Source organism: Desulfovibrio sp. ZJ200, assembly GCF_011039095.1.
Taxonomy (GTDB): domain Bacteria; phylum Desulfobacterota; class Desulfovibrionia; order Desulfovibrionales; family Desulfovibrionaceae; genus Desulfovibrio.
This window is the reverse complement of sequence record NZ_JAAKEH010000004.1, coordinates 37,528-50,240: the sequence shown is the minus strand read 5'-3', so window position 1 is coordinate 50,240 and position 12,713 is coordinate 37,528. Positions and strand designations below refer to the sequence as shown.

Below are 12,713 nucleotides of genomic sequence, written 5' to 3'. Positions count from 1 at the left end.
ATTGGCTAAACGCTCCGGCGCGCTCACGCTCCAACCCGTTTTTCGTGCCTTTTCGTGCAGGGCCGCAGTCAAAAGCGCGGCGGCAAACCGCCTTTGCCGCGGCATCTTTTGTCCCTCTCCCTCCCCACATCCCCGTGTTTCCGCATATCTTTTTCAGAGCATGTGGCCTTTGAACCCGGTCGAATTTCAAAGGCAAGCCGGTCGGATGCGCCCGCCGGCAATGGCGCGCCTGCGCCGCTTTACAAGCGTCGGGCGCCGGTACTATACTAGAGCATATTACCTTTGACTTTTTCTAAAAGTCAAAGGTGGCATTCAGGCGAAAAACGCGGTTTTCGCCTGAATGTACGCCGCGTTGCGGCGGCTGCCGCTTTCGCGTCAGCAGAGCATTTTCAAAGTGAAAATGCTCTAAGCCATGCAAAGCGGGGAAAGGGCGGGCCGTTTCAAGCCCGGTCCAGCCGCTTTTTTTGTTTTTTACAGCAAACTGTGACTGCAAGCACAGTATTTCAAAGCCGTTAGAGCTTTCGTGCGACATACGTCCCCGCCGTAACGGCGGGAAAGGAGATTCCCATGTTTTGCAATCAATGTGAGCAGACCGCCAAGGGAACCGGCTGTACCGTGGCCGGGGTGTGCGGCAAAAACGCCGATGTGGCTGCCCGTCAGGACCAACTGGTCTGGCTTTTGCGCCGTCTGGCCGCCGTGGCTCTGCAAGCCCGCGCCAGGGGCATTGTGGATGTGGAAACAGACGATTTCACGGTATGGGCTTTGTTCAGCACCCTGACCAATGTGAATTTCGATCCCCAGGCCCTGCGTCTCGTGCAGGCCGAGGCCCTGGAGCGCGCTCAATCCCTGGCCGCCAGGATCGGGGAGCAGCCCGAAGATCTGGCCCTCTCCCTGGACGAATATCTGCCCCGCCTGTCGGAGCGCGCGGTGGGCACGGATCATCTGAGTCCGGACGCGGACGTTGCTTCAGCCCTGCAACTGCTGCTTTACGGCCTCAAAGGCGTTGCCGCGTATGCGGATCACGCGGCGCGGCTGGGCCAGCGCGACGCAGAGCTCTTTGCCTTTGTCTACAAGGGCCTGATTGCCGGAACCCAATGGGACGACAGTGTGCGGGATCTGAGCGGCTGGCTGGATCTTGTGCTGGAATGCGGCAAGGCAAACCTGCGGGCCATGGAACTTCTGGAAGCGGGCAATACCGGGGCTTTCGGCCATCCCGTCCCCACCCCGGTTTCCCTTGGGCAGCGCAAGGGCAAGGCTATTCTGGTTTCCGGCCATGATCTGGGGGATTTGTACGCCCTGCTGGAACAGACGCAAGGCACGGGCATCAATGTGTATACCCACGGTGAAATGTTGCCTGCCCACGGCTACCCGCGCCTGCACGCCTTTGCGCATCTGGCCGGGCATTACGGCACGGCCTGGCAGAACCAGCAAAAAGAGCTGCCCGATTTCCCGGGCGCCGTGCTCTTCACCACCAACTGCATCCAGAACCCCCGCGCCTGCGGTGACAAGATTTTCACCTGCGGCAATGTGGGCTGGCCGGGCTGCGTGCATTGCAAGGATCGTGATTTCGGGCCGGTCATTGAAAAAGCCCTGGCCTTGCCCGGCTTTGCCGAGGATGCGCCCGGCAAGGAAATTCTGACCGGTTTCGGTCGCCAGACCATGCTCAATGCCGCGCCCGCCGTTTTGGAAGCCGTGGCTCAGGGCAAGCTGCGCCATATCTTTTTGGTGGGCGGCTGTGACGGAGCCAGGCCGGGCCGCAATTACTATACGGAATTTGTGGAAAAAACCCCGCCGGATACCCTGGTGCTGACGCTGGCCTGCGGCAAGTTTCGCTTTTTTGACAAAGATCTGGGCAAACTCGGCGATCTGCCGCGTCTGCTGGACATGGGCCAGTGCAACGACGCCTATGCGGCGGTGCAGACGGCGCTTGCCCTGGCCCAGGCCTTGCACTGCGACGTCAATGAGTTGCCGCTGTCCCTCGTGCTTTCCTGGTATGAGCAGAAGGCCGTGAGCATTCTGCTGACCCTGCTGGCCCTGGGCATCAGGGATATCCGCCTGGGGCCCAGCCTGCCCGCCTTTGTGTCGCCGAACATTCTGAAGGTGCTGGTCGAAAAGTGGGGCATCAAGCCCATAAGCACGCCGGATGAGGATTTAAAAGCCATTTTGGGTTGACCGTTCTGCGGGACCGGGCGCGGCCCAGGGCCGACCCCGGCCCCGCGCGGGAAAAACATGCCAACAATTCTGCTCCGGGAAATCATGTCCAGAGCGTTTTGCTAATGAAATTAGCTAGAGCAGATTACCTTTGACTTTTTATGAAAGTCAAAGGTGGCATTCAGGCGACAAACGCGGTTTTCGCCTGAATGTACGCCGCGTTGCGGCGGCTGCCGCTTTCGCGTCAGCAGAGCATTTTCAAAGAGAAAATGCTCTAAAAGCAATATGCCCTAAGGAGGCAACTATGCGTTTACGCAAGCGGGAATGCGCGGAACAGGCATTTTTCGACGAGGTATTCGGCAAGGCCCAGGAACTGTTCCTGGCCTTGAACAACAATGGCTGCCCGTATCTGATCCCGCTCAATTTCGTCCGGCTGGGCGAGCGCATTTATCTGCACAGCGCCCTGGAAGGCACGAAGCTGGATCTGATCCGCAAGGATGGCCGGGCGGCCTTCAGTCTGGTCGCGGATGTGCGCATCGAGCGTGAAAAATCCACCACCTACTATAAATCCGTCTGCGGCACGGGCCATGCCAGTGTGGTGGAAGACGCGGAAGAAAAGCGCCTGGCTCTGGACAGCCTGGCCGAGCGCTATGCCGCCCGCTGCCCCCGCCCCGCGCCGGATGCCAATATCCGGCGGGTGGCGATTATCCGCATTGATATTGCGTCGTTGACCGGCAAGCGCTGCCTGCCGGAGTAGGGCCTTTCAGAACATTTTGCTTTTGAACTTATTCAATTGCAAAAGCAAAATGCTCTAGAGCAGATTACCTTTGACTTTTTATGAAAGTCAAAGGTGGCATTCAGGCGAAAAACGCGGTTTTCGCCTGAATGTACGCCGCGTTGCGGCGGCTGCCGCTTTCGCGTCAGCAGAGCATTTTCAAAGAGAAAATGCTCTAGCAAAACGCTCTAGGGCGTCGCTCTTTCCCCGGTTTCAGCCGCGGGCGAAATTTCCCCGGCTGCTCCGGCTTTTGCTGCGGGTTTGTGTTCCGTGCGCTCTTTGGCTTCCGCCGCGGCTTTCTTTTCCGGCAGCGGAGCTTCCACCACCGTGCCGTCGGGCTCCACCATGGACAGGGCGCGCACCGGGCAGGCCTCCATGCAGGCAGTGATTTTTTTGCCGTTCTCTTCACGCCAGGCGCGGCACATGTCGCAACGCACCGCCACTTCGCGGCGAGTGCGCTGGGCCATGGTCTCGGCGTCGTCCGCGCTCAGATCCGGCATGCCGATGCTGTCCAGGGAAATGGTGCCGTAGGGGCAGACGGCAATGCACATTTTGCAGGCCACGCAAAACTGCACGCGCATGGTGATGCGGCCGTCCTCCTCCTGTTGCAGCGCGCCGGTGGGGCAGATATTGCAACAGGGCGCGGGATCGCACTGATGGCAGCGCACTGTCGTCTTGAAACCCTCGGCCTTGACCACCTGCACGCGCGAGACCAGAACGTCGCGGTGCTTCATGGCCTCCTTGAACGTCATGCCGTGGTGGGCGGCAATGCAGGCCACCTCGCAACGGCGGCAGGCGCGGCATTTGTCCGGGACGACCTGGATATGTTCAGTCATGCTCATGATGATTCCTCGGATTCCACGCGCAGGGCCAGGAGTGTGAGACCGTGCCCTTTGCTGAAATGGATGTTTTCGCCGCCGCAGGCCGGGCAGACAAAATGCCGTCGGGTCAAAGCAAAGGTATGCCCGCAGTCCGTGCAGCGACAGGCCAGAGGCGCTGTGCGCAGGCTGAGCGTGGCGCCTTCGGCCAGGGTGCCTTCCGCAAAAAGCTCAAAGCAGCCGGTCAGGGTCCGGGGTTCCACACAGGCAATCAGCCCGAGCTCGCACTCAATTTCCTGAATCCGCGCCACGCGGTTTTCAGGATGGGCCGCGTTGTGCTCCTCCACGGCTTTCAGGGCCAGATCCAGCAGGCCCTGAACCAGACTTGCTTCGTGCATGCGGCTCCTTTCTTGGGGAAAGCCGTGATTTTTTACCGCTGCCTGCGTCAGGCCGCCAGCTTTCCTCAGCGCTCGGTGCAGGAGACGCAGGGATCAATGCTGTTGGTGATCAGGGCCACGTCCGCCACCTTGCAGTCGCGCATCATCACGCCCAAAGCCTCCCAGTTCATATACGAGGGCACGCGCCATTTGAGGCGGGCCGGCATATCCGTGCCGTTGGTGCGGATATAGTAAAAGACTTCGCCGCGCGGGGCCTCGGTGCGGGCGCAGGCCTCGGCCGTGCGGATCTGGCGCATGGGCGCGACTACCGCGCCCTGCGGCACGCGCTCGCAGCATTGGCGGATCAGCTTGAAGGATTCAAATATCTCGTTCAGACGCACCTTGGTGCGGGAATGTATGCAGCAGCCTTCCTCAAGGAAGGACCTGAATTCAAGTTCAGGGTACGCCGCGTAGGGCGAATCCTTGCGCACGTCCACCGGCACGCCCGAGCCGCGGGCCACCGGGCCTACCACGCCGAGGCGCACGGCGTCCTCGCGGGGCAGCAGCCCCAGGCCTTTGGTGCGGCCGAGCACCATGCTGTTGGTCTCGTAAATCTCGCGGATCTCCTCCACAGCGGGCTCAACCTTGGCGATCATCTTCACAATATACTGCAACAGCTCGTTGTCCACGTCGCACTTGACCCCGCCGATGCAGTTGGAAGCCAGGTTCATGCGGTTGCCGTACACGGTTTCCTTGATGTCCTGCATCATTTCGCGCACTTCCATGACATGCATGAACAAGGACTTGAAGCCGATGATATGCGCCTGAATGGCAGTGTTGAACAAATGCGAGGCCACCCGCTTGATTTCTTCGGCCAGCACCCGCAGATAGCGCGCCCGCTCCGGGATGTCGATGCCCAGCACGTTCTCCACGGCCATGCAGTAGGTAAAGGAATGGCTGTTGGAGCAGAGCGAGCAGACCCGCTCGGTAAGGGTGGTGTTCTTGATCAGGCTGCGCTGGGTGGCCATGGCCTCCATGCCCCGATGCACATGGCCCGAGGTCAGCTCCACGCGGCGCACGGTTTCGCCTTCCACCGTGAGGTGAAAGTAGACCGGTTCCTCCAGGGCCACATGCACGGGCCCCAGAGGCATGGTAAAGGTGCCGCTGCTCATGACCGCTTCTCCTTGTCCTTGAGGATGCGTTCCCAAAGGTCAGTGGTGCAGGCGCCGTTCATCATGATCGAGAGGGGCACGGCCTCATTGAGAATGCCCTCGTCAAGCTCTTCGTCCAGGAACAGGCGGCGCGGATTGGGGTGGCCGCTGACATTGATGCCGTAGAGCTCCATCATTTCCCGCTCGTGCCAGTCCGCATTGGCGAAGAGCGGCGTGATCGACGGCACTGTGGGCCATTCGCCGTTGAGCGTCACCGTAAGGTTGTAAATGATGCCTTTGAGCTCGAAATGATAGCAGACCTCCTGCATGGGCTCGCTCAACTGGCGGCGGTTGTAGGCCGTGATCATGGTCAGGCGCGCCCCCGCCTCGTGCAGCAGCGCGGCCCCCTGCGGCAAAAGGCGCGGGGTGTCCAGCCTGAACCAGTGAAAAGCGTTGCCGTAGCTGTCCGTACTGTGATGCACGGCGTCGGGTTCGCTGCAGAGCCGGGAAATGCCCTCGATAATCCGGGCGTCGCCGTGGATGAGGTCTTGCATAGGGTGTCCTTCTTTTTCCATAGTTCCGCTCCGGCTCAGTCTTTGGTGGGCACGGCCGAAGTGACGGCGCGCTCCGCGGCAGCGCCGGAGGCCGCGGCGGGCAGGCGGCAGGCATTGCGCTTGGCGTCCTCAATCTGGCGGCATTTTGGGCAGATCCTGCGGATCAGCTCCGGGTCCAGCTCCGGATTGTGGGCATACAGCCGCTCGGCCAGATGCCGGGGTATGGGCCGCATCAGCGTGCCGCAGTGGGCGCAGGGTTCATATTTGATGGTATGCTGTTCCAGCCGCTTGAATTTATCTGCTTCCGGATGGGCCGAATGCCAGTCCGTGCTGATGCTCATGGCTCCGGTCGGGCAGTAATGGCGGCAGGAGGCGCAAAGGCAGCAGGAATTCTGCCAGATAGTAATAGTGTAGCCGCTGCCGTCGTCAAGGGGGGTAATGTTGATGGCCCCGGCCGCGCACACGTCGCGGCACATGCCGCAGCCCATGCACAGCTCGGGATCGACCCTGGCCCGGCCGCGCAGGCGATCCGGGGTGAAGGTCTCGCCCAGGGGGAAAGGGTCGGTGCTGGGGCCTTCCAGCAGGTTGCGGAACAAAACTTTCAGAAAGCCCGCCATATCACTCCTCCAGGCCCGTTGTGGCGCTTTGGGGCTTTTTTGCGGCCAGCAGGCCGCAGAGATGACGACAGATGCCGCAACGCGTGCAGACATCCCGATCCGCCGGGGAACGACGCTGCAACGCCGCAAGCGCGCTCTCACGCCGGATGCGCGGCCATCGCAGAGTCTTCAGCCAGTGGCGCAAAGTGGCCTTCATTCCTCCAGCCCCAGCTTTTTAAGCCAGATGGAGCGCGCCAGCACCACGCCTTCCAGAATGGCCTGGGGCCGCGGCGGACAGCCGGGCACATTCACGTCCACCGGCAGGTAGCGGGCAATGGGGCCTTCAATGGAATAGCCCTCGCGAAAGACCCCGCCGGAAATGGGGCAGATGCCCACAGCCACCGTGACCTTGGGGTCCGGAATTTCATGCCAGACCCGCAACACGCGGTCGCGCACTCTGGTGGTCAGGGGGCCGGTGATCAGCACGATATCCGCGTGCCGGGGGCTGCCGCAGTATTTGCAGCCCAGACGTTCCACGTCGTATCGCGGGATGCAGGCCGTGGTAGCCAGCTCCACATCGCAGCCGTTGCAGGAGCCGGCATTGATCCGGAACAGCCAGGGCGAGCGCACCGAAAGTTTTTTGAGCATCATATCCAGAGCCACAGCGGTCTCCTTCAGGGCAGAGGCAATGTTACTACGACGCTGTATGTCTGTCCGGCGTAAGTCGTAAGCCTTGCCCGCCGGTTTGGAAAAATTTTGTCGTTGTCAGAAAAAATCTTCTTTTTATGACCTGCGCCGGCTCCGTGCCCCGGCTTCTTTGCCCTCGCGGGAGCCGGGCGCGGGAAAGGCCGGGCCGGTATCGTTACATGACCCAGACCAGAATCAAACTGCACAGAGCCAGAGCCGTGGGCACCGTCACATAAAAACGAAAGGCCTGATCTATGCGGAAGCGGCCGGTGGCCGACTTGACCAGGGTCAGGGAAAGCAGCATCAGGGCCAGACACTTGAGCACGAACCAGATCAGATTCACCGGCCACAGATCAGATATAGTGCCGGGAAAGAAAAGCGCCACCCCCAGGCCCAAAACTACAAAGGTCTTCAGCGCGGACGTGATTTGAAAAAGCGCCAGCAGCGGGCCGCCGTACTCCAGCAGCGGGCCTTCGATGATTTCGGTTTCCGCTTCCGGGATATCAAAGGGCGCCACGCCCATGGTGCCGGGCAGAAAGATCAGATAGGCCAGCAGGGCCGGGATCATGGCCGGATTAAAGCCCAAGGAGCCGGTCTGCTGCTGCCAGGCGACGATCTTGAGCAGGGAGAATTCGGCTCCCCACGCGCCGCCCGCAAGGCCCTTGCCCACGAGCATGGCCACGGACAGCAGGATCATCAGCAGCGGGGTCTCATAGGCCAGCATGAGCAGCATCTCGCGGGAAAAGCCCACAGCCCCGAAGGGCGAGCTGGAGGCTGAACCGCCCAGCATCAGGGCCATGGCCGGGATGGGCAGCAGATAGAAGATCACCAGCAGGTCGCCCATGTTGAAGAGGCCCTGGAACACGCCGGGGATGGGAATAAAGGCCGCGCAGACCGCCATGCCCGTGAAGCCGAAGACCGGAGCCAGCAGAAAGGCCGGGCGGCAGGCTGTTCTGGGGATCAGGGTTTCCTTGGTCAGCAGTTTGGCCAGGTCCAGCCAGGGCTGCACCAGCGGCGGCCCCACGCGGCGCTGGAGCCGGGCCTCCACGCGGCGGTCAAGACCTTTGAAGAAGAAGCTCACGGCCAGGGCGAAAAGCCCGCCGGGAAAAAGGCACATATGCAGGATCGCAAGCAGGGTGTCGCTCATGCACGGTTCTCCTTGGGCGCGGGGCGCGCCCCGCCGGGCAGGCCTGAGAGGCCGCCGTAAATGCTGGACGGGGCCATGCGGCTGGTGGCGGTTTCAGGGGGCAGGCCGCAGGCATGCACGTCGATTTCGCGCAGGCGCGTGAAGCGGCGCACAAACCACCAACCCGCCAGGAAGGCCAGCGCCGCCATCACGAAGAGGCCGGTGGCGTTCCAGGCGCCGGGCCCGGAAAGCACGCCGGAAAGGCCTGCATCCAGGGTCATGAGCCCGTATTCGGACAGGATGCTGTTGATGGGCAGAAGCGCCAGACCCGGAAAAACGCCGGTGAGCACGCAGCCCAGGCCAAGAAGAGCCATGGGAACGCGCATCACCCGCGGGGCTTCGCGCACCTCGTCCAGATCCGTGGCAGGCTGGCCCAAAAATGCCGCATGCAGGAACTTGGCCACATAGGCCAGGGTCAGCACGCTGCCCACCAGGGAAAGAAGGGCCAAAAACGGCTGCCCGGCCTGCATCAGGGCATGATAGATCAGCCACTTGGAAGAGAAGCCGCTGGTGGGAGGCACGCCGACCAGCGAGAGGCCGGCAATGGCGAACATGGCCAGGGTGAAGGGCATCTTGCGGCCGATGCCGCCGAGATCGTCCAGGCTGTCACGGTGCGTGGCGAACATCACGGCCCCGCAGATCAAGAAGAGCAGATCCTTGAAGAAAACATGGTTGATCACGTGCAGCATGCCGCCCGCGTAGCCCAATATGCCCCCCGCGGCCACGGCCATGACCATATAGCCGAGCTGGCTGACCGTGGAGTAAATGAAGATCAGCTTGATGCCGCTGGTCCGCAGGGCCTGCACAGCGGCCATGATAATGGTGATGCCGCCGATCCACATGACCGCGAGGCGGATCAGGCCCTGCTCGAAGCCGCCCAGAATGCCCGCCACGGCATAGCCGCCGCCCAGGAGCAGAAAGAGCTTGATCAGGCCGATGATCGCGCTTTTCAGAAGCACGGACGAGATATAGCCGGAAACCGGCGTGGGCGCGAGCGCCGGGTGCATCTGCCAGTCAATGCGGAAGGGCAGTTGCGCGGCTTTCATCACAAAACCCACGGCCAGCAGAGCCATGCCCAGCCAGGCCGCGCCCGGCGACAGCGCGGACGAGAAACGGGTCAGCGCTTCAGGCGTAAAGGGCGCGAAGGGGCCCAGCACGCAGATGCCCACAAAAAGAAAGCCCGCGCCCAGAAGGTTGAAGAAAAAGTACTTGAAAGCTTCGCGCAAGGAGGCCTTGTCCCCTTCCTGGGCAATGGCCATGTACAGGGTCCAGGAGCTCATGATTTCCCAGAACAGGAAGAAACTGAGCAGATATTGGCTGGACGCCATGCCCACAAGGCCGCCGCACATGCAGGTGAAGGCGCAGTAAAAGCGCCACTGGCTGTGGCTGTGCTCCATATAGCCCACGGCGTAGGCCATATTCAGCGCGCCGATCAGGGGCACGATCAGGGCAAAGCAGAAAGAAAGCGTGTCGAGATCCCGCCCGCAGATCGCCACCAGCAGAGCCGTGACCAGGAGCACGGCCACGCTGCTCCAGCCCGCCAGCTTGCGTTGCCCCGCGAACAGAGCGGGCAAGAGCGCGCCGAACACCGGCAGCAGCACATACACGGGCCAGAAGACGCTCATGCTCGTGATGATGCCCGGATCGCCGGCCGTGGGCGCATAGCAGAGCGAGGCCACAGGCAGCACCAACTGCATGGGCAGTTGCGGCGCCAGCCCCAGGAGCAGGCTCAGAGCCGCCAGAACAAGCAGGCTCAGACGCATGCTGAAGGGAGCCTCCTGCACATCCGGGAGGTGGGCCGGGCGCTCCACAAAAACCAGGGTTTTCAGAATCCGGGTGTAGTATATCGCGCCCACCAGGGAGCCGATCAGAATCAGGGCCGCGAGCCAGGTGTGCCCGGTCTGCACCGCGGCCTGGATCATCAGGAATTTGCTGTAGAAAGCCCCGAAGGGCGGCAGGCCCATGAGCGACACCAGACCGACCGCCATGCAGGCCACAGTCCAGGGCATGCAGCGGCCCAGGCCGCGCAGATCTTCAAGCTGGCGGCTGCCCGCGCGCATGATCAGCGCGCCGGCGCCCAGAAAGAGCAGATCCTTCATGACCGCATGGTTGATCACATGCCAGAGCGCGCCAGCCGTGGCCAGCCAGGCGCCCAGGCCCAGAACCAGCGCAATCTCGCCGATCTGGCCCAGCGTGGAGTAGGCCAGCATGCGCTTGATGTCGTTCTGGCGCAGGGCCATGAGTTCGCCGTAGACCAGGGTGGCCACGCCTGAAGCGGTCAGCGCCGTGCCGAACCATGACAGGCCGAACAGGCCGCGCAGCCCGGCCGTGGCTTGCCCGGCATTGATCAAAACAAGGCTGACAATGCCGAAAATGCCCATTTTGGTGATGATGCCGGACAAGGGCGCGGACACCGAGGAGGGCGCGGCCGGGTGGGCGTCGGGCAGCCAGGAATGCAGAGGCACAAGGCCCGCTTTGACGGCGAAACCGGCCAGACTGAGGATCAGAGCGGCCTGCAGCCAGAGCGGAAACTGCGCGGCGGCCTGGGGCGCCGCGGCAAAGAGGCTGAGCAGAAACAGGCCGGGCAGCATGAACAGGGCGCCGCCCGCGCACATCACATAATATTTGAGGCCCGCCTCAAACGCCGTGCGCCTGCCTTCATGCACGACCAGGAAATAGGAGGCGAAGGTCATCAGCTCCCAATAGCCATACAGGGCGGCCGTGTCAGGAGTGGAAACAATGCCCGCCAGGGAGGCGAAGGTCAGAAGCAGGAAAAACCAGTACCAGCCCCGGCGCTCGCCGCGGATATAGCCCAGGGAATAGACCCCGACCACCAATGCCACCAGGACGATCAGCGAGAGGAAGAGCCGGGCCGCGGGCGGGCTGGGGATGATCCATACGGCGGCAAAGGCCAGGGCCGGGAAAAGGGCGGCGATCAGCGGGGCCGCGCGCAGGCGCAGGAGGAAGGCCAGACCCGCGATGAACGCGCCGCCGTAAAAACACCAGTAGGCCGGATGCACGGGCGCGTGCAGGACCTCAAGGCCGAAATGCGCGCCCAGCCACGCGGTCAGCGGATCGCGCAGCAAACCCAGGGCGGCCACGGCCAGAGCCAGGGCAAGCATGATCAGGCCGCTCAACGCTCCGGATGTGGCCGCAGAAGCGGCATCAGCGGAAGGCTGGGATTCTTCCAGGCAGACGTGCCGCACGGCGTCCACATACAGCCAGATGAACACGGTTCCGCACGCGGCCGCCAGCAGAAGACAGAGCATGCCGCCTGCGGGGACCGCTTGCAGCAGGCCCTGGACCATCAGGGCGCGCGCCTCGGGCAGCAGAAAGGGCGTGCCCCCCACGGCGGCCAGCAGACCCAGCGCAAAAAGGGCTCCGGACCAGGGGAGCCTGCGCCCCGCGCCGCGCAATTCGTCCGGACGCAGGGCGCGCCCGGTTGGCGCGAATCGGGCCAGCGCGGCCAGGGCCAGCAGCCGGGCCGCGATCTGGAAAAGAACGAACAGCCAGAAGCCCGTCTGTGCCGCTGGATTTTGCGCGGCCAGGGCCATGCAGGCAAGGCCCGCGTCATACAATGCGCCCCAGAGGATCAGGCGGCGGGGATTGCCGCGCTGCAACACGGCCTTGACCGTGGCGAACAGCAGAATGAGCGCACCCGCCAGAAGCGGCAGAAGCAAGCCGTCAGCCGTGAACAATGGTGTTGTCATAGACGCCCCGTGTAGTGATGAACTCCTCCGGCTCTCGTCTCGGGCCGGACCCGTGCGCGCCCGCAAGGCCGGGGCCCGGCTGCCGGACAGACCGATCCGGCAGGGCAGGCGCAACGCCTGCGTGAAAAGCTGCTCGTGAAATAAGGTGCCTGGGGTCAGATCTCCTGAAACGCACTTGCTGCAAAGCTGTCATATTCCGCGCAACGGCGTTGCACAGCGAAAATGGATTTCGCGGCAGTTCACTACGGCTTCGCACAATTGCCGTTTTGCGCCTTGCCGCCCGAGAAAATGCAGCTTTTCACAGACGGCAGGGCATAAGGGCTGACCTTGGATAGCTGCTGTTTTAGCCCACTTCAAGACGTGGCGCAAGCGGGGAGCATGGATTGCAAAAGGCGAAAAATGCTGGAGCCGGCTTGCACAGCCGCCTGACGGGCTTATGAATTTTTTTTCACACGCGCACGGCGTCTTTGCCTCCTGTGCAGGGCTGACGCATCTTCTGCGTCAGCCCTGGCCTCCTGTGGCGGCGAGCCGGGCTTTCCCGCCGCCCGGCTTCTTAGAGCATTTTTTGATTGAAAATATTCATTTTCAATCACTTCGCTGCCATCATTTCGCGTCCAGGCTTCAGCCGTTGCGACGAAGGAAGCTACGGATGGAGACAGCAATGAGGTACCACAAAAAACATTCAACGAAACCGCTGTCGCCATCCGT

At 62.3% G+C, this 12,713-nt stretch carries 14 protein-coding genes; 2 read left to right on the top strand and 12 right to left on the bottom strand.

Annotated elements, in window-relative coordinates; genetic code table 11:
• Positions 1 to 292: 292 nt before the first annotated feature.
• Positions 293 to 493, bottom strand: a complete 201-nt coding sequence (locus tag G7Y52_RS02165; protein WP_206215170.1) for a hypothetical protein — start codon at positions 491 to 493, stop codon at positions 293 to 295.
• 74 nt (positions 494 to 567) lie between these two features.
• On the opposite strand from G7Y52_RS02165, the gene hcp reads away from it, so the two are divergent.
• Entirely contained in the window at positions 568 to 2,172 is a 1,605-nt protein-coding gene (hcp, locus tag G7Y52_RS02160; RefSeq protein WP_165065355.1) for a hydroxylamine reductase, read from the top strand.
• Between the two features lie 110 nt (positions 2,173 to 2,282).
• On the opposite strand, the gene G7Y52_RS02155 is transcribed toward hcp, so the two are convergent.
• Positions 2,283 to 2,435 (bottom strand): hypothetical protein, encoded by a 153-nt coding sequence (locus tag G7Y52_RS02155; RefSeq protein WP_165065352.1) that lies wholly within the window; start codon positions 2,433 to 2,435, stop codon positions 2,283 to 2,285.
• 20 nt (positions 2,436 to 2,455) lie between these two features.
• Between G7Y52_RS02155 and G7Y52_RS02150 the strand changes: the two genes are divergently transcribed.
• A complete protein-coding gene (locus G7Y52_RS02150) occupies positions 2,456 to 2,908 on the top strand; it encodes a pyridoxamine 5'-phosphate oxidase family protein (RefSeq protein WP_165065349.1) in 453 nt (150 codons plus the stop codon).
• 32 nt (positions 2,909 to 2,940) lie between these two features.
• Here G7Y52_RS02150 and G7Y52_RS02145 read toward each other — a convergent pair whose 3' ends face one another.
• The 10 genes from G7Y52_RS02145 to G7Y52_RS02100 form a co-directional block, all read right to left on the bottom strand.
• A complete protein-coding gene (locus tag G7Y52_RS02145) occupies positions 2,941 to 3,108 on the bottom strand; it encodes a hypothetical protein (RefSeq protein ID WP_165065346.1) in 168 nt (55 codons plus the stop codon).
• 6 nt (positions 3,109 to 3,114) lie between these two features.
• Positions 3,115 to 3,768 (bottom strand): 4Fe-4S dicluster domain-containing protein, encoded by a 654-nt coding sequence (locus tag G7Y52_RS02140; protein ID WP_241159561.1) that lies wholly within the window; start codon positions 3,766 to 3,768, stop codon positions 3,115 to 3,117.
• Positions 3,765 to 4,142, bottom strand: coding sequence for a hydrogenase maturation nickel metallochaperone HypA (locus tag G7Y52_RS02135; protein WP_165065343.1), 378 nt, complete (start codon positions 4,140 to 4,142; stop codon positions 3,765 to 3,767). The genes G7Y52_RS02140 and G7Y52_RS02135 overlap by 4 nt, the downstream gene beginning before the upstream one ends.
• 65 nt (positions 4,143 to 4,207) lie before the next feature.
• Positions 4,208 to 5,293, bottom strand: coding sequence for a nickel-dependent hydrogenase large subunit (locus tag G7Y52_RS02130; protein WP_165065341.1), 1,086 nt, complete (start codon positions 5,291 to 5,293; stop codon positions 4,208 to 4,210).
• Complete coding sequence (locus G7Y52_RS02125) at positions 5,290 to 5,826, bottom strand: NADH-quinone oxidoreductase subunit C (protein WP_165065338.1); 537 nt, start codon at positions 5,824 to 5,826, stop codon at positions 5,290 to 5,292. The genes G7Y52_RS02130 and G7Y52_RS02125 overlap by 4 nt, the downstream gene beginning before the upstream one ends.
• 35 nt (positions 5,827 to 5,861) lie before the next feature.
• Positions 5,862 to 6,443: a 4Fe-4S binding protein gene (locus G7Y52_RS02120; protein WP_165065335.1), complete on the bottom strand. Its 582-nt coding sequence runs from the start codon at positions 6,441 to 6,443 to the stop codon at positions 5,862 to 5,864.
• 1 nt (position 6,444) lies between these two features.
• On the bottom strand, positions 6,445 to 6,639 hold the full coding sequence (locus G7Y52_RS02115) for a hypothetical protein (protein WP_165065332.1): 195 nt from the start codon (positions 6,637 to 6,639) through the stop codon (positions 6,445 to 6,447).
• A complete protein-coding gene (locus G7Y52_RS02110; protein WP_165065512.1) occupies positions 6,636 to 7,073 on the bottom strand; it encodes an NADH-quinone oxidoreductase subunit B in 438 nt (145 codons plus the stop codon). The genes G7Y52_RS02115 and G7Y52_RS02110 overlap by 4 nt, the downstream gene beginning before the upstream one ends.
• 211 nt (positions 7,074 to 7,284) lie before the next feature.
• Positions 7,285 to 8,256, bottom strand: coding sequence for a complex I subunit 1 family protein (locus tag G7Y52_RS02105; RefSeq protein WP_165065329.1), 972 nt, complete (start codon positions 8,254 to 8,256; stop codon positions 7,285 to 7,287).
• A complete protein-coding gene (locus G7Y52_RS02100; protein ID WP_165065326.1) occupies positions 8,253 to 12,005 on the bottom strand; it encodes a proton-conducting transporter membrane subunit in 3,753 nt (1,250 codons plus the stop codon). Before G7Y52_RS02100 ends, G7Y52_RS02105 begins: the two co-directional genes overlap by 4 nt.
• Between the last annotated feature and the right edge of the window lie 708 nt (positions 12,006 to 12,713).

What these genes read in the sequence shown, in the direction of transcription:
- hcp (WP_165065355.1), top strand. Translation starts at nt 568, where the DNA reads ATGTTTTGCAATCAATGTGAGCAGACCGCCAAGGGAACCGGCTGTACC.
- G7Y52_RS02150 (WP_165065349.1), top strand. Translation starts at nt 2,456, where the DNA reads ATGCGTTTACGCAAGCGGGAATGCGCGGAACAGGCATTTTTCGACGAG.
- G7Y52_RS02140 (WP_241159561.1), bottom strand. Translation starts at nt 3,768, where the DNA reads ATGAGCATGACTGAACATATCCAGGTCGTCCCGGACAAATGCCGCGCC.
- G7Y52_RS02135 (WP_165065343.1), bottom strand. Translation starts at nt 4,142, where the DNA reads ATGCACGAAGCAAGTCTGGTTCAGGGCCTGCTGGATCTGGCCCTGAAA.
- G7Y52_RS02130 (WP_165065341.1), bottom strand. Translation starts at nt 5,293, where the DNA reads ATGAGCAGCGGCACCTTTACCATGCCTCTGGGGCCCGTGCATGTGGCC.
- G7Y52_RS02125 (WP_165065338.1), bottom strand. Translation starts at nt 5,826, where the DNA reads ATGCAAGACCTCATCCACGGCGACGCCCGGATTATCGAGGGCATTTCC.
- G7Y52_RS02120 (WP_165065335.1), bottom strand. Translation starts at nt 6,443, where the DNA reads ATGGCGGGCTTTCTGAAAGTTTTGTTCCGCAACCTGCTGGAAGGCCCC.
- G7Y52_RS02115 (WP_165065332.1), bottom strand. Translation starts at nt 6,639, where the DNA reads ATGAAGGCCACTTTGCGCCACTGGCTGAAGACTCTGCGATGGCCGCGC.
- G7Y52_RS02110 (WP_165065512.1), bottom strand. Translation starts at nt 7,073, where the DNA reads ATGATGCTCAAAAAACTTTCGGTGCGCTCGCCCTGGCTGTTCCGGATC.
- G7Y52_RS02105 (WP_165065329.1), bottom strand. Translation starts at nt 8,256, where the DNA reads ATGAGCGACACCCTGCTTGCGATCCTGCATATGTGCCTTTTTCCCGGC.
- G7Y52_RS02100 (WP_165065326.1), bottom strand. Translation starts at nt 12,005, where the DNA reads ATGACAACACCATTGTTCACGGCTGACGGCTTGCTTCTGCCGCTTCTG.